The sequence below is a fragment of the Lactobacillus hamsteri DSM 5661 = JCM 6256 genome (assembly GCF_000615445.1).
Lineage (GTDB): Bacteria > Bacillota > Bacilli > Lactobacillales > Lactobacillaceae > Lactobacillus > Lactobacillus hamsteri.
On the sequence record NZ_BALY01000004.1, the window covers coordinates 1 to 19703 of the forward strand.

Sequence of the window (19703 nt, forward strand, 5' to 3'; positions counted from 1 at the left end):
ACCGAAGTGAAAAGGTTTTTATTTCATAATATTTTTTGCTATAATTAGAGTGTCTATACGGACCCTTAGTGTAATGGATCGCACGTAAGATTCCGGTTCTTAAAATCTGGGTTCGACTCCCAGGGGGTCCATATTAAAAAAGGTTGTCACATTAAGTGACAACCTTTTTACTTTTTTTCTTGAATAATATAAATTGGCCTTTGCTTTACTTGTAAGAAAATTTTCCCAATATATCTACCAATAATACCTATACATAGTAGTTGCAAACCACCAATAAGCAAAATGATACTTACTAATGAAGCCCAACCAAATACTGCCGCATCCGGATTAAGTGCGTGTCTAATTATAACAGCAATAAATCCTATAATGGCGATAAATGCTGAGGTACTTCCTATCCAAACGGCAATATTTAATGGAGCTTGGGAAAAATCCGCAATTCCATCAAAAGCATATTTAAATAATTTCCAAGTATTCCAATCACTTTCTCCTGCAACTCTTTCAATATTATGATAATCAAGATACTTAGTTCTAAAACCAACCCAAGAAAAAATTCCTTTTGAAAATCTGCTGTATTCTCGCATTGACAAAACCGCATCAACCATTTGTCTCGTCATCATTCTATAATCACGAGCTCCAGGGACAATTCTGGTATTCGAAATTCTATTTATAAATTTATAGAACATATCGCTTAAAAACGATTTAATTTTCGCTTCACCAGTTCGATCAACTCTCCTAGTCCCAATACAATCCCATTCTCCAGTTTGTAGCAATTTATACATCTGTGGCAAAAATTCCGGAGGATCTTGCAAATCGACATCCATATCAACTACATAATCGCCTGTCGCTGCCTGTAACCCAGCATAAAGAGCAGACTCTTTGCCAAAGTTACGTGAAAAAGAAACATAATGAACTTCTTGCGGATGATTGGCATGCAATTTCCGCAATTCATTTAAAGTATTATCTTCAGATCCATCATTAACAAACCAATACTCAATACTTACATCCATTTCTTTAACCACTTTTTCAACAGCTGGATAAAATAGTGGTACACTTTCTTCTTCGTTATAACATGGAACCACGATTGATAATTTCTTCATTATATCCTTCTTAATCTTTTTCTATACCTACATAAATATTTAACAATATAGATACACATTATAATCCAAGCTAACATCGATGTTACACTTAATAGCTTAAACCACACCGGGGTAATAAATTTTAATACAGCAGTATTTTTTCCTACTCTTTGCTTAACAACAGGCGTGCCAATATTTCCTAATTTTGGATCAGATATTTTTTTATCATTAAAAGTCAAGCTAGATTGTTTATACATTACCAAGGGTAAAGAAATTTCTTCATCTTTAGAACTATCCCAAGTGAGCTTTAAAGACCCACCTTAGGACCCTATATTTAAATTTTCCGCTTTGCTCAGGTTTGATTACATTATTTATATAGTAATAATCAACCTCTGATCCATATTTTTTACCATGATATATTGGCAAATAATCTGGATTTATTTTAATAATTAAATCCAATAATTGTTTCTTTTTATTTTTATCATGAAGAATTTGATTAATTTTCTTAATATCACCAGTATTCTTATAGTAAATACCACGAGCCGGTACTTGAACATATAATTTACTTTTATCATCTTTAGAAAAACCTGATACTAAATAATCATCCGGCATATCATTTATGCTCTCAGTATAACGATACTTATCATACATATTTTTGGTTGAATAATATTTAGATGAATTTGCTCGATATACTTCCGCACGATTAAAAGTTGAGCGTTGTGTAATTCGAGAATAATTAGATCCAAAACTTTCTAAAATTACAACTCCTACTGCTACCCACGCTATTTTATAAAAGATATTATTCTTCAATAGATTCAAGCTATTCATAGAAAGTCCAATTCCTAATAGCAATAATGGATATGCAACTAGTAAAAAACGATGCGGGAATTGCAAATAAGACGTTAAAAATTTCACCTTACTTTGTAAAAAATCCCATGGCATCAATTTACTTGAAAGAAATAAAAATATGCCACCCTCGATCGTGACAAACAAATTAAGAGGCATTTTTTTATAATTTAACAATACATAAATGATCTGAATTATAAAAATGAAAAGCAAACTAGCAAGAATATCATCCCGCAAGCTTCCATAGCCACTAATTTTCAAAGCATTATTTGCCAAATTATGACTTAAAGTCGGAGCAATATGATTTTGATAAATAACTAAAATCGCACCCCAAACATTTGCAGATAAAACTATTGTACCTACAATCGCTTTAAGGAGATCGATAATCATCTTTTTACGATCAATCGCTTTAAAATATCCGGCAAACCAAAATGGAATCAAAGCTAAAGTCAAAATCAATGTGCTAAGAATATGTGTCTGCGCAACTAAACTCATTACAAGCATCAGGCGTATCCAACGTAGAGGAGATTTATGGTTTTGAACCATATTTATTCCCTCAATCAAAATAAAAGGTGCGAAGACACCACCCCATGCGGCCAAATTAGAATGATCAAACCATGCCTGAATAGTACCTATATTTAAATATAAAATTGCTAAAGCAGTCGACATATATTTATTAATATTTGCTTTACGCGCTAATAAATACATCCCCGTTCCTGCAGACATACAAATAATAAAATATGTTGCAATTTGATAATTATACCAAGTGCCAAAAATTAATATTAATAGGCCATTGAAATAAGCAAATAATGGTCCATATACTGCATTAACAACTCTACCACTTTGATTAAACGCAAAATTAGTTTGAAAATACGAAAAATTGCCTGTACGAAGTTGTTCACTAGCATCAAAAAAACGATTATAGTGAAAAATCGTATCAATATCTAAAATGGTTCCGCCATTACGAAGTTGAATCGCAGCTAATAAATATGTCATTAAAAGTATTACAATAAATGGCCAACAATTTTTTAAACAATTTTGCCAATTAGTACTTCTTATTTTATTCAATTTTTATTCCTTTTTGAAAGTTACTGCCTTATTCACACCAAACTGAAGCAAGGTTGCAATTATAGTTGCAATTACTTTGACAATTATCTTGTCTTGATGCAATAAATTTACAAAGACAAACAAGCAAATTGTTGTAAACAAAGTTGTAATTTGACCCACAATATAATATTCAATAAACCTTTTAAACAAATGATCATGAACCTTAAAATTAGTAAAGCTATTCCAAAAAAAGTTATTAATCAAACCACAACTAGATGAAATAAAATTAGCAATTTCTGGATTCATTTTAAGCCAGATAGTCAATAGGGCATAAATACCAAAATCAACTATTAATCCTAAAATTCCAATTAGTCCATACTTCACCAATTGAATAAAACTTTCACTTTTAATTAAATTATGAATTCTTTCTATCATTATCTGCATTCCTTATTACGTTATGGGTTAACGTAATAATATTAGAGTAAAGAATTGAATAAATCAAATGACAAAAAGCACTTCACTTGAAGTGCTTTTTGTCATTTGATTAAACTTGCCATTAATTCTGGTCGCTCAGCTAACTCTGCATATAATTTGTTTTTATCTATACTTATTCCCTCAAATTCTCTTCCCGTATGGAAATGACTTGTATTTAACAAACGACCATTTCTAGCAATTCTAAAAATATAATCGTTAAATGCTAAATAAAACTGTTGATTACTTGTGTTATAGGTAAAGCCTTGAACTGGTGAATTATTTTTCATAAATTCTCCCTGTGTAACTCCCACCTCTTTAGGTATCCATTTATTACCATGACGCACAACTCTCCAATATTGAAATTTATGTCTGGTAGAATTATGGAAAACTGCATAGAATTCATGATCATTTACAAAAACAGCATTATGAATGTAATAGCTGTATTTTTTACTTATGTTCCAAATCCTAAAAGTCCAAATTTTTTTGATTTGTAAATTACTCTTTTTAATTTGGATTATTTCCTCAGAATTAAAACTATTTTTAAGCAAATGATCATTAGCAATTACATATAAGTACTTCTTAGTAGAGCTTAAACTCTGTCCATGTCCCATTTTGATTAAAGGACTAACCTTAATATACTTTGCAAAACTAACAAATTTATTCCAAGGAAGCCATGGTAACTTTTGTAAATCATATTTATTAGGAACTTTATTTAATTTATACGAAACAACCTTTGCATGTTGCAAATTAGGATCCAAATACATTGATATATATACTCGGCCATTTGAAATAGTCATCCCTTCAGGTGTTGGACCAACAGTACCTCGTAATGTGTTTCCTTGACTTAAAGTTGCTGGTTGATAAAAAACAGTTCTAAGTTTTAATCCTCCGCTTATTAAAACATGTGATTTAGTTTCGGGAGCATAACTTTTACCCCAATTTCCAGAACTCTTAAAATGATGCTTCCAAGTTGATGTACTTTTACCCGGTTGAGCTTTTATTTTTGGCTTAACTATCCCTTCATTTTGATCTTTTCTAACCACAACGGTTGAATATGCGTGGGCTTTATCGTAAGAATATTTAATATTATGCTCACCAATATCCTTAGATGATACCGATAATTGCGAAGCCTTAACTTTGTTAGCACTCACAGAAGTCCCATGTTTATCTGTAACATAATTGATAGCATCTCGAACTGGAAAATTATAAACCGGGTTATAAACTAAGCTAACATTTTTAGCTACGGAAATTTTATTTCGTTGAAATGCCTTTTCATTAACCCATCCAGCATTATGTCCATCAATCAATACATACCAATATCGTTGATGATGATTTTTACGCATTAATTTGGATTGATAATTACCATAGTGTAATGTTTTTGTATTGCTCATTACACTTTTGGGCCCACTTTTAGTCAAAAAGCGATAAATATTAAATTTATGATTATTAACAATTTTAGTCTGATAATCAGAATAGCTTTTTGCATATGTTTTCTTAGAATAGCAAAATAAAAAAACAATAGTTAAAAACGATAGAAAAACAAATCCGACTTTTTTATTCTTCATTTATTCAACCAATCAAAAAGTTGTCTTAAAAAAGACAACTTTTATAACATACAATATAAAAATTTATTGAACTAAATATTTCCCTGTGTTAATTCTGCACGTTGTGCAAATTGAACATAAAGTTTTGATCCAGTTGCAGATAACCCTTCGATTTCGCGACGAGCATTAAAGTGATAATGCTTTTGAGCCTTACCGTTTTCTGAAACTTGGAAAATATTATCATTAAATCCAATGAAGAAACGACCATTGCCATAAGCGAAGCCTTGAACTGGTGAATTTGATACAAAATTACCATTGGTTGCACCAACTTCTTCTGCATCCCAGTTATCTCCATCAAGAGTTAACTTCCAATATTCATAATAATTATTACCACCATTGTGGAATAAAGCATACATGGTACCATCACCAACAAATGTTGCATTATGAATGTAACGGTTAGAAGCAATTCTAAAAGTCCAAATCTTATTAATCTTCATATCACTCTTACGAATTTGGAAGATTTCTTCAGATTTAGGACCATTATTATACTTGTTATCATTAGCCATTACATAAATATAAGAACTTGATGATCCAAGTGATTGACCATGTCCCAATTTAATATATGGACTCACTTTAATATTTTGAGCATATGATTTAAAAGTATTCCAACTCATTGTAGTCAAATTTTGAGCTGCAGTTTTACTTTTAATTGCATTTAAATTATAAGAAACCAAGTGACCATGATTATCTGAACTGCTTGTAAACATTGAAGTAGTGAAAATTCCGTTATTAACAGTAATACCTTCTGGAATGACACCAACTTGACCCATACGATCAGCAGCCTGACCATAGCCTAAACTTACAAAGCGTGGTTGGAATAATCTGGTTCTTAAAGTTAAGCCATTTGATTTAAAGACATTGCCTCGAGTTTCTGAACGATATCCATGAGCTCTGTTCCAATTACGAGATGAACCTTTTGAACTACCCTTCCAAGTACTTACAGTCTTAAAACCTTTTTGTGGTGTTTTATCTGCATCTGCATCATCACCATCATGAACTGTAATATCTACACTAGCTTTTGCTTTACCATAACTATAATTTACAGTTGCAGACTTAGTACTTACACCTGATTGAGAAACATTAACCTTATCAGGATTTACAGCTGTTCCTTGACTATCAGTAACATAATTAATAGCATCCCTAGTTGGGAATGAATAATCTGAATTCTTTACTAAAGAAACTTCTTTAGCTACAGAAATTTGATTTCTAGCAAAAAAGTTTTGACTTACCCAACCTACATTGCGTCCATCAACAATAATTTCCCAGAAATTTCCCTTTTTAGTAGAAATATATTTCTTAGATTGAATTTGTCCATGCTTAAAATACTTGGTTGAAGTAAACTTTCCAGATGGACCATTCTTAGAAACGCGATGATAAATTGCATAATTACCATTTCCAGCAATCTTAGTTACAGCCTTACTATAACTCTTTGCAGAAACATGATTACTATTAAATAAAATGGCGCTACTACAAAATAAAGCGCTGACTGCTAATGCACAGGTTACTCTTTTCTTAACATTCATTTTTATACCTCCCATAAAAACAAAGTTATTTTACCACAATTCTTAATTATGGAAATACATTTTTATGAGAGTTTTATTAACCTTCACCCAAATAACTCCTATCTGTTATATAATTAAAAAGTTCACAATTATATTAGTAATAGGGAGAAATTTATGGTTGAATCGCAAAATAATCCTAAAAAAATGATGTGGACGACTCTAGCAATGATGGCCTTCTCCACTGTTTGGGGATTCGGTAACGTTGTTAACGGTTATGTCTACTTCGACGGAACAAAAGTTATCTTCAGTTGGATAATTATGTTCCTCCTGTACTTTGTTCCTTATGCTTTAATGGTCGGGGAACTTGGCGCTACTTTCAAAAATTCTGAAGGTGGGGTTTCATCTTGGGTAAATGCTACAATGGGCGCCAAATGGGCATATTATGCTGGATGGACTTATTGGGCTTGCCATATTGTATATATTTCAAGTAAAGGTACAGGCGGCTTGAGAGCTATGGCTTGGGGGATTTTCGGAAATACCTATTGGTACGATAGCTTACCAACTGCTTCAACTCAGCTTGCAACTCTAGTTGTATTTTTATTCTTCTGTTGGGTTGCTAGCCGTGGTATTCCTGTTTTGAAGGGATTGGCTACTGTTGCCGGTACTTCAATGTTTGTAATGTCTATTTTATTCATTATCATGATGTTCGCAGCTCCAGCATTAAATCCACATGCTAGCTACTACTCTATCAATTTTAACTGGAAGAGCTTAATGCCAACTTTCAATGTTAAATATTTAACCTCACTTTCAATTTTAGTATTTGCTGTTGGTGGATGTGAAAAAATCTCACCATATGTTAACAAGGTTAAGGATCCATCAAAGAACTTCCCTAAAGCAATGATGGCTTTAGCAATTATGGTTATGGTATCTGCAATTCTTGGTACCTTTGCCATGGCAATGATGTTTAATCCTAAAGTTGTTAACAACAACTTAAACGAATACATTTCCAACGGTGCTTACATGGCATTCCAAAAATTAGGTGAATACTACCATGTTGGCGGTTTATTCATGTACATTTATTCATGGTGTAATGTAATTGGTCAATTCTCTACTCTTGTTATCAGTATTGACGCACCGCTTAGAATGTTACTTGGTAGTAAAGAAGCTAAAAACTTTATTCCTAAAGGCTTACTTAAGCTTAACAAGCATGGTGCATACATTAATGGTATTTGGATGATTGTTATCCTTTCCGGTGGTTTAATTGCCGCTCAAGCCTTGCTTCCTGATGCTCAAGCTGTTATGGCACAATTGGTTAAGTTAAATTCAACTACCATGCCACTTCGTTACCTTTGGGTATTCGCAGCTTACATCGCTTTGAGAAAACACCAACAAAAATTTGAAACGACATACCAAATGACTAAGCATCAAGGTTTAGCTTACACTGCAGGTGTCTGGTGTTTCGTAGTTACCGCCGCATGTTGTATCTTCGGTATTTACTCACCAGATCCATTCACATTATTCTTGAATATTATTACGCCAATTGTTTTAGTAGCTTTAGGTTTAATTTTGCCAGCTATTAAGAAACATCAAGAAAATAATTTAGCCTAACAAAATAATTTATATAAGAAAAAGCACCAATCGGTGCTTTTTTTGTTTGGGGTATTTCTACTAATAATCTTAATATTTCATGATACACTTAATATTGAAGAAAAAAACCATATGGAGGCAAATGGATTGATTAAAGAGACAGCAGAAGAACTCCTTCATGAAAGAAATTTAAAAGCTACTAAACCTCGACTTAAAATCTTAAATTATCTCATGAATCATAATAATCATCCAACAGTCGATACTATTTATAAAGATCTAACCGATCATGGTCAATTAAACAAGGCAACTATTTATAATACTTTAAATTCATTAATTTCTGTTGGTATTGCTATTGAGATAAAAAATGGTAGTAATTCTAGTCATTATGATTATTTTATAAAGCCTCATTTTCATATAATTTGTAAAAATTGTGGCAAAATTGCTGATGTATTTTATCCAGATTTTGATCAAATTGAAAATAAAATGCGTTCAGAATCTGAAAAACAAACTGGCTTCATAGCTTCTTCAAGTCATCTTGAAATTTATGGTCTCTGCCCCGAATGTCAACAAAAACTAAATACAAAAAAAAGCGAGATGTAATATCTCGCTTTTTTGTTAATAGAATCAATTAATTTTACTTTTACTTTTGAGTAATTCAGCACGTTGTGCTAAGTTAGCGTACAAGTATTGATCGCTCACTGAAATACCTTCAAGTTCACGTCCAGTTGAAAATGTGTATGACTTCTTCAACTCACCAGTACGACCTACCTTAACAATTAAATCATTAAAACCAAGATAGAAATTCTTGTGCTTAGTATCATAAGTAAAACCTTGAATTGGTGAATCATTATCTACAAAAGTACCTTTTGTAGCCCCAACTAAACTTGTATTCCAGTTATCACCAGTACGAGTCAATGACCAATATTCATAACGGTCATTAATCTTATCATAATAAAGACCATACATTTGATGATCACTAGTAATTACCGCATTCTTAAAGTAACGTGGTGAATTTTCATCGCCATTCCAGCATTTAACGGTCCAAATCTTATTAATGAGCATATCACTCTTACGAATTTGAATTAATTCTTCTGAATCGTTACTATCTTTTTCAGTATTATCGTTAACTAAAACATATACATATTTTTTAGTTGAGCCCATTGCCTGACCATGACCAATTGGAATGTATGGACTTACTTTAATGTTTTTAACGTAAGAATTAAACTTAGATTGGCTCATAGTAAGTAATTTTTGTGCGTTATATGGATTAGTCAACTTATCCAAATTATAACCAACAATGTGACCTTGAATCAAATTGGTATGACTGAGCAAACTTGTATATGCCCAACCATTTGAAACAGTCAAACCTTCTGGAATATGACCAACACGGTTAATATTACCATCATTGTTTGTATCAGTCTTTACGCTAAGCAAAACAGGTTGGAAAAGACGAGTACTTAAAGTCATATCACCACTAGTCCAAGAGTGAGTCTTCTTTTCAGGAGTAAATTCTTTAGGATTAATGTAATTAAGTGAAGAACCATAGTGACTATTTGGACTCTTAAGTTTATTAGTTCCTTCTTTTGGCGTTACAGCATCAGCATCACCAATACCTTCAGAAGTAGACTTTCTTACAGTTACCTTAGTAGAAGCTTTGGCTTTACCATAAGTATATTTAATTGTATAAGTCTTAGGATCAGTACAGTTTACACTATCTCTTGAAACTTTAACTTCATTATTATCAACAACGGTTCCTGTATCATCAGTTGCATAACTAATAGCATTTCTTGTATCAAAAAGCGCATTTTCATTATTTACAAGAGAAACAGTCTTAGGAACTGCAATATCATTTCTTGAGAAATAATTTTCATTGACCCAACCAACACGACGACCATCAACATAAATCAACCAATAAGTATACTTCTTAGTTTTAATACTTTGATTTGATTGAATATGGTTATAACGGAAATTAATACCATCAGCAACCTTAGTATAAACTTTCCCGCCACTAACTGTTTTCCATACCTTGTAATTTTTGCTTCCGGCTACTTTTGTCATTAAATCATAACTAGTAGTTACTTGTGCTGGAGTAGACTTTTTCTCAGTTACATTAGTATCCTTACTAATAGTTGTCTTATCACTGTCTTTATCTGAATCTTTAGCAGAAACAGAGTTTGAATATCCTGCTAACAATCCAAAACTGAGTGTTACAGCTGAAGTGACTGTCAATAATTTTTTATAATTCAAATTATATCCCCCATAAATACAATAAATTACTACTTTTATATTGTAATATAAAAGTAGTGTAACAAAAAATACAAAATTAATACACTTTGTTTGACATGAACAAAAGTAAGTGATTTAATTAGCACTGTACTTATAAGAGTGCTAATTAAATATTTATAGGAGGCAAATACATGCTTGTACCTACAGTTATTGAACAAACAGCACGTGGTGAACGCGCTTATGACATTTACTCACGTTTATTAAAAGACAGAATCATTATGCTTAGTGGCGAAATCAATGACCAAATGGCCAACTCAATTATCGCCCAATTATTATTCCTTGATGCACAAGACAACACCAAGGACATTTCTCTTTATATTAACTCACCAGGTGGCGTTATTACTTCTGGTCTTGCAATTATGGATACTATGAACTTTATTAAATCAGATGTATCTACTATTGCAATTGGTATGGCTGCTTCAATGGCCTCAATTCTTTTGACTAGCGGTACTAAGGGTAAGCGTTTCGCACTTCCTAACTCAACTGTATTAATTCACCAACCTTTAGGTGGTGCTCAAGGTCAACAAACCGACATTCAAATTGCAGCTAACGAAATCTTAAAGAGCCGCAAGAAGATCAACGAAATTTTGCACGAAACTACTGGTCAACCTTTGGAAAAGATTCAAAAGGATACCGAACGTGACAATTACTTAACTGCTGAAGAAGCTAAAGAATATGGTTTGATCGACGAAATTATGGTCAACAAGAAAAAGTAATAATTAATCAATAAGCATAAAAGATATACATATAAAAAGGTTTTACTACAAAAAGTAGTAAAACCTTTTTTCATTCTCTCAAATTATTTGCTATTTCACGTATTTTTTTTAAGCGGTGATTAACTCCCGATTTAGAAATGGGACCATCAGGAATTTGAGCAGCCAATTCCTTTAGGGAAAGTTCCGGATGTTGCAAACGAAAACGTGCTAAGCTTTGCAATTTTTCGGGTAAAGTATCCAAACCTTTTTCTTCCTCAATCAATTGAATGTCTTCAACTTGCTTGGCCGCTGCAGAAGCTGTCTTTTTCATGTTAGCCGTATCACAATTAACTAAACGATTTACGGAATTACGCATATCCCGCATAATACGCAAATCTTCAAATGAAAGCATCGCATTTAAAGCACCCACAATATGTAAAAAGTCGCCAATTTTTGCTGCTTCTTTCAAATAGGCAATATAGCCACTCCGACGTTTAGTTACCCTCGCATTTAAATAAAAATATTTATTCATTAAATCTCGCAAATCTTCATTATGATCTTCATAAGTTGAATAAATTTCTAAATGATATCGACTTGTTTCAGGATTATTTACACTTCCACCAGCCAAAAAGGCACCACGTAAATATGACATAGCCCCTTCTCGTGAGTCCATAATTTTTTTAGGAATTCGGGTAATTAAACCTTTTTCTGGATCCCAAATTTGAAGATTTTCCATTATTTCTTGCACTTTTTGCTGAAGACGTACTAAATATTGATTATTCTTTTTTAGCTTCATTTTACGAGAAACAATTAATAATGGTTCAACACCAAAAGCTACCTTAATTAACTTAAAAACTCTTCTTGCAATTGCTGGATTTTCCGTTGTAATATCCAAACTAAATTGATGATCGTGCAAATTTAAAACACCGTTCATACGCAAAAAAGCAGCTAACTCTGCTTTTGCATGTTCTGGGTGCACAGGAAGCGAAGTTAACTCCTTTTTAACATCACTAGCATAACTAGCCATTATCTTCATCCATTCTCTTACGTGACATTGCTTCAAAAGCTAGATTGATAATTTCTTCACCAACTTTTTCACCATCATGAAATACTAAACCGTGGCGTTGATCAATAAAATCATCCGTAATTACGCGGCAGTCTTGTTCACGTAAACCTTTAAAATCATTACGCACTGGCTCTAAATACTCATCATAGTCTTCAGGATGGAATTTATCCATATCGATTTTAGCGCCATTAACAAGTGCAGTATTAATATAATGGCCACCTAAATGATCATTAATCACACGAACATGATCCGCATCACTAAAGTGATCAGTTTCCCCACGTTGAGTCATAATATTGCAGATATAAATTACTTCGGCCTTAGTTTCACGAACGGCTTCACCTAAATTAGAAATCATTAGGTTAGGTAAAATTGAGGTGAACAAGCTTCCTGGCCCAAGAACTACGGCATCAGCTTGCATAATTGCAGCTAAAACAGGCAAAACAGCTTTAGGAGTTTCATCATCATCTGTATCAGTTACCCAAACACGTTTTATACGCTTATCTTTAGAAGTAATTTCCGTTTCACCAGATTCAGTCGTACCATCAACAAATTCAGCGTTTAAAGTCAGCGGCTCATTAGATGCTGGGAAAACATGTCCGTCAACATTCATCATCTTAGAAAGTGATTGAACTGCATCAAAAATATTGCCGTGCATTTCATTCAAAGCTGCAATAATCAGATTACCAATAGCATGTCCCGAGAAAAATGAATCTGAAGAATCAAAACGATATTGGAAAATATTTTTTTCTTCCTGAGGAATATCGCTTAATGAAACTAATACATTTCTAATATCACCAGGGGGAACAACATTAATAAAGTTTCTAATTGAACCTGATGAACCACCATCATCGGAAACAGTAACTATAGCAGTAATTTCAGCATTTTGATCCTTAAGAGCATTAAGTACAACGGGAAGCCCAGTTCCGCCACCAATAACTACAACGCGGGGTCGTCTGCCCTTAATAACACGAACCATTTTAGTTTCTCCATACGTCACACTCAACACCTACTTTCTAATATAACGACTAACTTCACGATGAGTAATATCAACGGGATATTTTTTAGCTAAATCTCTTGCAAGTTGTTGTGCAATAGAAACACTTCTATGTTGTCCCCCAGTACAACCGATCGCAATTGTAAGTTTCTCTTTACCTTCTTTTACATAGCCGGGAATTGCCGTTTCAAGCAAATCAAGCAACTTTTTATAAAAGACTTGTGTTTCTTCTTTATTCATTACATAGTCAAATACCCTTTTATCTAAACCAGTAAAAGGTCTTAATTCAGGAATATAAAAAGGATTTGGCAAAAAACGTACATCCATTACAATATCGGCATCAATTGGCATACCATATTTAAATCCAAATGACATTACTTCAATTGAAAATTGTTGATGCTTTCGTTCACTAAATGTGTCTAATAATTTTTGTTTTAATTCCTTAGCAGATAATTTTGAGGTATCAATAATATAATTAGCACGATTCTTGATAGGTGTAAGAATACGTCTTTCTTCCTGAATCCCATCAAGAAGGCGACCACTGGTTGCTAAAGGTGGTAAACGGCGTGTTTCTTTATAACGAGCTACCAAAGTATCATCTGAAGAATCCAAGTAAACAATTGTTGCTTGACCTTTACCACTATCTTCAAGTGAATTTACTTCATCAAGTAGATCTGTATAGAAAGTTTTTACTCTTAAATCAATAACAACAGCCACTTTTTTAAAGTCATTAGAATTTATCATTAAATCCCAAAAACTACCTAACAAAGTTGGTGGCAAATTATCAACAACAAAATAACCCATATCTTCTAAAGCATGTGCAGCAACTGTTTTTCCTGCGCCACTCATTCCAGTTACAATCAATAACTGTTTTTTTTCTTCATCAGCCATAAAGTCAGACCTCCTGATCCAATTATAGCATACCGGGTGTTTCTTTTTTATTTTACGCAAAAAAAAGAGCCCTGAGGCTCTAATTTATCTTACCGGTGCATCCAAGCAACTACAATTTGGTTAATTCCAAATACTAATAACCAAAATGCAACTAACCAAATTAAACTTAATGCCGCAATAACTGGATTAAGAATTAAGAAAATTGCAATAATTAAACTCAAGATATTCATAATCAAACTAAAAATGAAGTATCCATTAGCAAAATCCTTTAAGTGCCATGAGAATACAATGCCGACTACAGAGTCAACAAAGAACCAAATAGCAAATAAGTAAGCAATTGTTAAACCGCCGATATCATATGAACATAAGAACAAAATACCAACGATGATATCCAAAATACCAGAAACCAAAGTTACCCAGCTACGAGCAAAGAAATTACGAAAACGTGAGTAACCTGCAAGCCATACAAGACCTTGCAAAATTGAAACAATACCGAACACTAAGACAAAGGCATGCAAACCTTTTTCTGGGTGACGAATTAATAAGAATGAGGCAACTACCATTAAAATTCCGGCAATAAATGCGCCCCAGTCAAAGCCACGACTATTTCGTGAAGTAGAAAAATTATCCATTATTATTCCTCCTTGAAGAACTTTTTATACTTATTCAAGGATAACAAAACATGTCGATAATTAAAAATTATTTATTTTCAGCTTCTTCAGTTAACTTCTTATCACGATCTAATACAGGCTTTAAATATTTACCTGTATAACTTTCTTTCACTTTAACAATTTCTTCAGGAGTTCCAGTTGCAACAATATTTCCGCCACCTTCTCCTCCTTCAGGTCCTAAGTCAATGATCCAATCAGCACACTTAATAACGTCAAGATTATGTTCAATAATCAAAACAGTATTTCCTTCATCAACCAAGCGTTCTAAAACATTCATTAAGCGTTTAATATCATCTGTATGCAGACCTGTCGTTGGTTCATCCAAAATATAGAAGTTTTTACCAGTTGATAATTTTTGAAGTTCGGCAGCCAACTTCATTCTTTGAGCTTCACCACCGGATAAAGTTGTAGCTGACTGCCCTAGTTTTACATAGCCTAAACCAACATCAACAATAGTTTGCAGCTTGCGCTCAATTTTTGGAATGTTCTTAAAGAACTTTGTAGCTTCATTAATTGTCATATTCAAAACTTGGGCAATATTCTTTTCACGATAAGTTACCTCCAAGGTTTCAGAATTATAACGTGCACCATGACAAACTTCACAAGGAACATATACATCAGGCAAAAAGTTCATTTCGATCTTTACAATTCCATCACCGTGACAAGCCTCGCAACGTCCACCTTTAACGTTAAATGAAAATCTTGCTTTAGTATACCCACGCATCTTTGCTTCATTAGTTTGCGCAAATAAAGTACGAATATCATCAAAAACGCCCGTATAAGTAGCTGGATTACTACGTGGAGTACGACCAATTGGGCTTTGATCAATATTAATTAATTTTTCAATATTTTTATAGCCAGTGATACTCTTGTATTTTCCTGGTTTTGCAGAATTATTGTTTAATTTTTGTGCCAAAGCACGTTTTAAAATTGTATTAACCAACGTAGATTTCCCTGATCCAGAAACTCCAGTAACCAAATTAAGTTTTCCTAATGGAAAATCAACATTGATATTCTTTAAATTATTTTCTGCCGCACCTTTAACAGTTACTTTCTTACCATTACCTTTTCTACGTTTCAACGGAACAGGAACAAATTTCTTTCCCGTTAAATATTGACCAGTTAATGAATCAGGATTTTTTTCTACTTCTTCAGGCGTACCGGCAGCCATAACTTTACCACCATAACTCCCGGCTCCCGGACCCATATCAACTAAATAATCTGCCTGACGCATTGTCTCGTCGTCATGTTCAACAACAATCAATGAATTGCCTAAATCACGCATTCTCTTAAGTGAAGCAATTAAACGGTCATTGTCACGTTGATGTAATCCAATGGATGGTTCATCTAATACATACATAACACCTGACAAATTAGAACCGATTTGCGTAGCTAAGCGAATACGCTGAGCTTCTCCACCAGATAAAGTATTGGCTGAACGTGACAAAGTCAAATAATCAAGACCAACACTATCAAGAAATGATAAACGATCTCTAACTTCTTTTAAAATTGGTTTAGCGATAGTTGTCTTCTGCTCGCCAAATTTTAATCCCTTAAAGAAGGATAAAGCCTTATTAATTGACAGATCTGAAGCCTCTGCAATATCCAGATCTCCAACTTTAACTGCCAACGCCTTTTCATTTAATCGCTTGCCATGACAAGTAGTACAAGTAAGCTCTGTCATATACTTGCCCATCGCGTCCCTCATAAACTTAGACATTGGATGGTGATAACGACGATCGATATTATTAATAATACCTTCAAAAGCTTGCGTTGTGTCATTAACTCCAAAATCACCAGTTAAGTGAAATTTTACTGGTTTATCGGATCCATATAAAATTGTTTGACGTTGTTTTTTAGTTAATTTATTAAAAGGCTTATCCATTGGAATCTTAAGGGCAGCACAAGCTTGTTCAAGCATGCCAGTATAATATTTAGAAGTCTTCCAAGGAATTAATGCTCCTTCAGATAAAGTTTTTGATCTATCTGGAATAACTAAATCCTCATCAACAGATAATTTCATCCCTAATCCATCACAGGCAGGACAAGCACCAAAGGGAGCATTAAATGAAAATAAACGTGGTTCCATCTCACCAACAGTAAAACCACATTTAGGACATGCATAATACTCAGAGAAATTCATCATTTCTCCACCAATAACGTCAACATTCATGTAGCCATCAGAAAGACGAAGAGCAGCTTCAATTGAATCAAATAAACGTGAACGAATGCTTGGCTTTACAATTAAACGGTCAACTACAATATCAATTGAGTGGCGCTTATTTTTTTCTAATTCAAAATCTTCACCAATTTCGTGCATTTCACCATCGACAATTACACGAACATATCCCGCACGCTGAACTCGTTTAAATACTTCTTTATGTTCACCACGCTTTTCACGGATTACAGGAGCTAAAAGTTGAATTTTGCTTCTTTCCGGCAAAGCCATAATCCGATCAGCCATTTGATCAACACTTTGGCTTTCAATCACCGTACCATCATTAGGACAAATTGGCGTACCAACTCTAGCCCAAAGCAAACGTAAATAATCATTGATTTCTGTAACCGTTCCTACAGTTGAACGAGGATTATGAGACGTTGTCTTTTGATCAATAGAAATAGCTGGATTTAAACCATCAATTGAATCAACATCAGGTTTATCCATTTGACCTAAAAATTGACGCGCATAGCTTGATAGAGATTGAACATATCGTCTTCTACCTTCGGCATACAAAGTATCGAAGGCTAAAGAACTTTTTCCTGAACCAGACAACCCTGTAATAACTACCAATTTATCTTTAGGAATTGTTAAATTAACATCTTTTAAATTATGTTCGCGGGCCCCACGAATTACAATCTTATCATTTACCATTGAAATTCTTCCCCTTTATCTTTTTTGGCTTTCTGTTCTCATTTTGCAACTCTAAAATTGCATCACGTAAATTAGCAGCTTCTTCAAAGTCCAGCTTTTTAGCGGCTTCTTGCATCTGCTGACGTAGAGTTTGGATCATTGCTTGCTTTTGCTTAGCAGTCAATTCATCAAAGTTCAAATCTGCAAAACTGTCAGATTTTTCTTCGTCCTTACCACCATTCTTAGTAGCAGAAATCACATCACGAATTGGTTTAATAATTGTTTTAGGCGTAATTCCATGCTCTTTATTGAATTCCATTTGAATCTTACGTCTACGATTAGTTGCATCAATCGCTGCACGCATGGAGTCAGCAATCGTATCAGCATACATAATTACTTCCCCATTGGCATTACGAGCCGCACGTCCCATTGTCTGAACAAGTGGACGATAAGCACGAAGAAATCCTTCCTTATCAGCATCAAGAATCGCAACTAAAGAAACTTCTGGAACATCGATTCCTTCACGAAGCAAGTTGATTCCGATTAAAACATCAAATTTTCCAAGACGAAGATCACGTAAAATTTGCATTCTTTCAAGTGTTTTAATATCTGAATGCAAATAGCGGACTTTAATGCCCAAATCCTTAAGATAATCCGTTAAATCTTCTGCCATTTTCTTAGTCAAGGTCGTGACAAAAACTCGCTCATTACGGTCAATTCGCTTATTGATTTCGCCAACTAAATCATCGATCTGTCCTTCAATTGGACGAACTTCAACTTTTGGATCAAGCAATCCCGTAGGACGAATTACTTGTTCAACCTTATGATCGGTTCGTTCTAATTCATAATCACCGGGAGTAGCTGAAACATACAAAATTTGATGAACATGTTTTTCAAATTCTGAAAGTTTCAAAGGACGGTTATCAAGCGCAGATGGCAAACGAAAACCATAGTCAATTAAAGTCTTCTTACGATTACGGTCACCATTGTACATAGCGCGAATTTCCGGCATAGTTGCGTGGGATTCATCGATTAAAATCAAGAAATCATCTGGGAAGAAATCTAGCAAAGTATAAGGCGGTTCACCCTCTTTTCTACCTTCCATATGACGAGAATAGTTTTCAATACCGTTAGTGTAGCCAACTTCTCCCATCATTTCCATGTCATAGGTAGTTCTTTGCTTGATTCGTTGTGCCTCAAGAAGTTTACCTTCGCCTTCAAATTTTTTGACTTGTAAATTCATTTCTTTAGAAATTGCCTTGAGTGCTCGCTTCATTTGTTCATCATTAGTCATGAAGTGAGTTGCTGGAAAGAGTGAAATACTTTCTCTTTCGCCAATAACTTCACCAGTTAATGAATCGATTTCAACAATTCGATCAATTTCATCGCCAAAAAATTCAACACGATAAGCATGCTTAGAATTGCCAGCTGGAAAAATTTCGACAACATCACCGCGAACCCGGAATCTGCCACGCTGAAAATCAATATCATTACGATCATATTGAATATTTACTAAGTCTCTAAGCAAAGTATTGCGTTCATACTCATCACCTTCATGAAGCATCAAAACGCTCTTCGCATATTCACGTGGATCACCTAAACCATAAATACTTGAAACAGAGGCTACTACAATTACATCATTTCTTTCCATCAAAGCAGACGTAGCAGCGTGACGAAGCTGATCAATTTCATCATTAATTGATGAATCCTTTTCAATATATGTATCTGATTGAGGCACATAAGCTTCTGGTTGATAGTAATCATAGTAAGATACAAAATATTCAACTGCATTATGTGGGAAAAAGTCTTTAAATTCGCCGTATAGCTGACCAACTAAAGTTTTATTATGTGAAATAACTAAAGTTGGTTTGTTCAGTTTGGCAATAATATTGGCCATTGTAAAAGTTTTTCCTGTACCAGTTGCACCTTCTAGGATTTGCTCTTTATAGCCCTTTTTAAAACCTTCAGTTAATTTATCAATTGCCTGTTCTTGATCTCCAGCAGGCTTGTATTTTGATACAAGTTCAAACTTGCGATTTTCTTGTCGTCTAATCATCAAAAATACTCCTCATGAAAAAAGTTGGACTCAGAGTCCAACTTTTATTGATGATTA

General features: G+C 33.8%; 15 protein-coding genes and 1 tRNA gene. 4 read left to right on the top strand and 12 right to left on the bottom strand.

All coding sequences use genetic code 11. The features are described from left to right. The first annotated feature begins 59 nt into the window (after positions 1-59). A tRNA-Arg gene (locus JCM6256_RS01690) sits at positions 60-131 on the top strand. Positions 132-167: 36 nt separating this feature from the next. Here the strand turns inward: JCM6256_RS01690 and JCM6256_RS01695 are convergent. The 5 genes from JCM6256_RS01695 to JCM6256_RS01720 all read right to left on the bottom strand — a co-directional run bounded on the left by JCM6256_RS01695 (position 168) and on the right by JCM6256_RS01720 (position 6585). Then, positions 168-1097, bottom strand: coding sequence for a glycosyltransferase family 2 protein (locus JCM6256_RS01695; RefSeq protein ID WP_025080109.1), 930 nt, complete (start codon positions 1095-1097; stop codon positions 168-170). A gap of 270 nt (positions 1098-1367) precedes the next feature. Continuing rightward, positions 1368-2990 (bottom strand): putative glycosyltransferase family protein, encoded by a 1623-nt coding sequence (locus JCM6256_RS09405; RefSeq protein WP_025080111.1) that lies wholly within the window; start codon positions 2988-2990, stop codon positions 1368-1370. A 3-nt stretch (positions 2991-2993) separates the two neighbouring features. Further along, positions 2994-3404, bottom strand: a complete 411-nt coding sequence (locus tag JCM6256_RS01710) for a GtrA family protein (protein ID WP_155833140.1) — start codon at positions 3402-3404, stop codon at positions 2994-2996. A gap of 101 nt (positions 3405-3505) precedes the next feature. Further along, on the bottom strand, positions 3506-5008 hold the full coding sequence (locus JCM6256_RS10730; protein WP_025080113.1) for a hypothetical protein: 1503 nt from the start codon (positions 5006-5008) through the stop codon (positions 3506-3508). Positions 5009-5079: 71 nt separating this feature from the next. After that, on the bottom strand, positions 5080-6585 hold the full coding sequence (locus JCM6256_RS01720; protein ID WP_025080114.1) for an LBA0864 family S-layer associated protein: 1506 nt from the start codon (positions 6583-6585) through the stop codon (positions 5080-5082). Between the two features lie 138 nt (positions 6586-6723). Between JCM6256_RS01720 and JCM6256_RS01725 the strand changes: the two genes are divergently transcribed. Together JCM6256_RS01725 and JCM6256_RS01730 are read left to right on the top strand one after the other, a co-directional pair. After that, complete coding sequence (locus tag JCM6256_RS01725; RefSeq protein ID WP_025080115.1) at positions 6724-8157, top strand: APC family permease; 1434 nt, start codon at positions 6724-6726, stop codon at positions 8155-8157. Positions 8158-8283: 126 nt separating this feature from the next. Then, positions 8284-8736: a Fur family transcriptional regulator gene (locus tag JCM6256_RS01730; protein WP_236694701.1), complete on the top strand. Its 453-nt coding sequence runs from the start codon at positions 8284-8286 to the stop codon at positions 8734-8736. A gap of 24 nt (positions 8737-8760) precedes the next feature. On the opposite strand, the gene JCM6256_RS01735 is transcribed toward JCM6256_RS01730, so the two are convergent. Beyond that, on the bottom strand, positions 8761-10383 hold the full coding sequence (locus tag JCM6256_RS01735; RefSeq protein WP_025080117.1) for an SH3-like domain-containing protein: 1623 nt from the start codon (positions 10381-10383) through the stop codon (positions 8761-8763). Positions 10384-10553: 170 nt separating this feature from the next. On the opposite strand from JCM6256_RS01735, the gene clpP reads away from it, so the two are divergent. Continuing rightward, positions 10554-11138: an ATP-dependent Clp endopeptidase proteolytic subunit ClpP gene (gene clpP / locus JCM6256_RS01740; RefSeq protein WP_005718663.1), complete on the top strand. Its 585-nt coding sequence runs from the start codon at positions 10554-10556 to the stop codon at positions 11136-11138. A gap of 70 nt (positions 11139-11208) precedes the next feature. Here the strand turns inward: clpP and whiA are convergent, their stop codons facing one another. From whiA to uvrB, 6 genes are all read right to left on the bottom strand, one after another. Next, positions 11209-12144 carry a DNA-binding protein WhiA gene (whiA, locus tag JCM6256_RS01745; protein WP_025080118.1) on the bottom strand — a complete coding sequence of 312 codons (936 nt, stop codon included), beginning with the start codon at positions 12142-12144 and terminating at the stop codon, positions 11209-11211. Continuing rightward, positions 12137-13180, bottom strand: a complete 1044-nt coding sequence (gene mgfK, locus JCM6256_RS01750; RefSeq protein ID WP_025080119.1) for a gluconeogenesis morphogenetic factor MgfK — start codon at positions 13178-13180, stop codon at positions 12137-12139. Before mgfK ends, whiA begins: the two co-directional genes overlap by 8 nt. 9 nt (positions 13181-13189) lie before the next feature. Next, a complete protein-coding gene (gene rapZ, locus JCM6256_RS01755) occupies positions 13190-14068 on the bottom strand; it encodes an RNase adapter RapZ (protein WP_025080120.1) in 879 nt (292 codons plus the stop codon). A gap of 89 nt (positions 14069-14157) precedes the next feature. Further along, positions 14158-14700, bottom strand: a complete 543-nt coding sequence (locus tag JCM6256_RS01760) for an HdeD family acid-resistance protein (protein ID WP_025080121.1) — start codon at positions 14698-14700, stop codon at positions 14158-14160. Positions 14701-14767: 67 nt separating this feature from the next. After that, entirely contained in the window at positions 14768-17611 is a 2844-nt protein-coding gene (gene uvrA, locus JCM6256_RS01765; RefSeq protein ID WP_025080122.1) for an excinuclease ABC subunit UvrA, read from the bottom strand. Then, positions 17601-19646: an excinuclease ABC subunit UvrB gene (uvrB, locus tag JCM6256_RS01770; protein ID WP_025080123.1), complete on the bottom strand. Its 2046-nt coding sequence runs from the start codon at positions 19644-19646 to the stop codon at positions 17601-17603. The genes uvrA and uvrB overlap by 11 nt, the downstream gene beginning before the upstream one ends. Between the last annotated feature and the right edge of the window lie 57 nt (positions 19647-19703).

Coding starts and splice junctions, on each gene's coding strand:
- JCM6256_RS01695 (WP_025080109.1), bottom strand. CDS start 1,097: ATGAAGAAATTATCAATCGTGGTTCCATGTTATAACGAAGAAGAAAGT.
- JCM6256_RS01710 (WP_155833140.1), bottom strand. CDS start 3,404: ATGATAGAAAGAATTCATAATTTAATTAAAAGTGAAAGTTTTATTCAA.
- JCM6256_RS10730 (WP_025080113.1), bottom strand. CDS start 5,008: ATGAAGAATAAAAAAGTCGGATTTGTTTTTCTATCGTTTTTAACTATT.
- JCM6256_RS01720 (WP_025080114.1), bottom strand. CDS start 6,585: ATGGGAGGTATAAAAATGAATGTTAAGAAAAGAGTAACCTGTGCATTA.
- JCM6256_RS01725 (WP_025080115.1), top strand. CDS start 6,724: ATGGTTGAATCGCAAAATAATCCTAAAAAAATGATGTGGACGACTCTA.
- clpP (WP_005718663.1), top strand. CDS start 10,554: ATGCTTGTACCTACAGTTATTGAACAAACAGCACGTGGTGAACGCGCT.
- whiA (WP_025080118.1), bottom strand. CDS start 12,144: ATGGCTAGTTATGCTAGTGATGTTAAAAAGGAGTTAACTTCGCTTCCT.
- rapZ (WP_025080120.1), bottom strand. CDS start 14,068: ATGGCTGATGAAGAAAAAAAACAGTTATTGATTGTAACTGGAATGAGT.
- JCM6256_RS01760 (WP_025080121.1), bottom strand. CDS start 14,700: ATGGATAATTTTTCTACTTCACGAAATAGTCGTGGCTTTGACTGGGGC.
- uvrA (WP_025080122.1), bottom strand. CDS start 17,611: ATGGTAAATGATAAGATTGTAATTCGTGGGGCCCGCGAACATAATTTA.
- uvrB (WP_025080123.1), bottom strand. CDS start 19,646: ATGATTAGACGACAAGAAAATCGCAAGTTTGAACTTGTATCAAAATAC.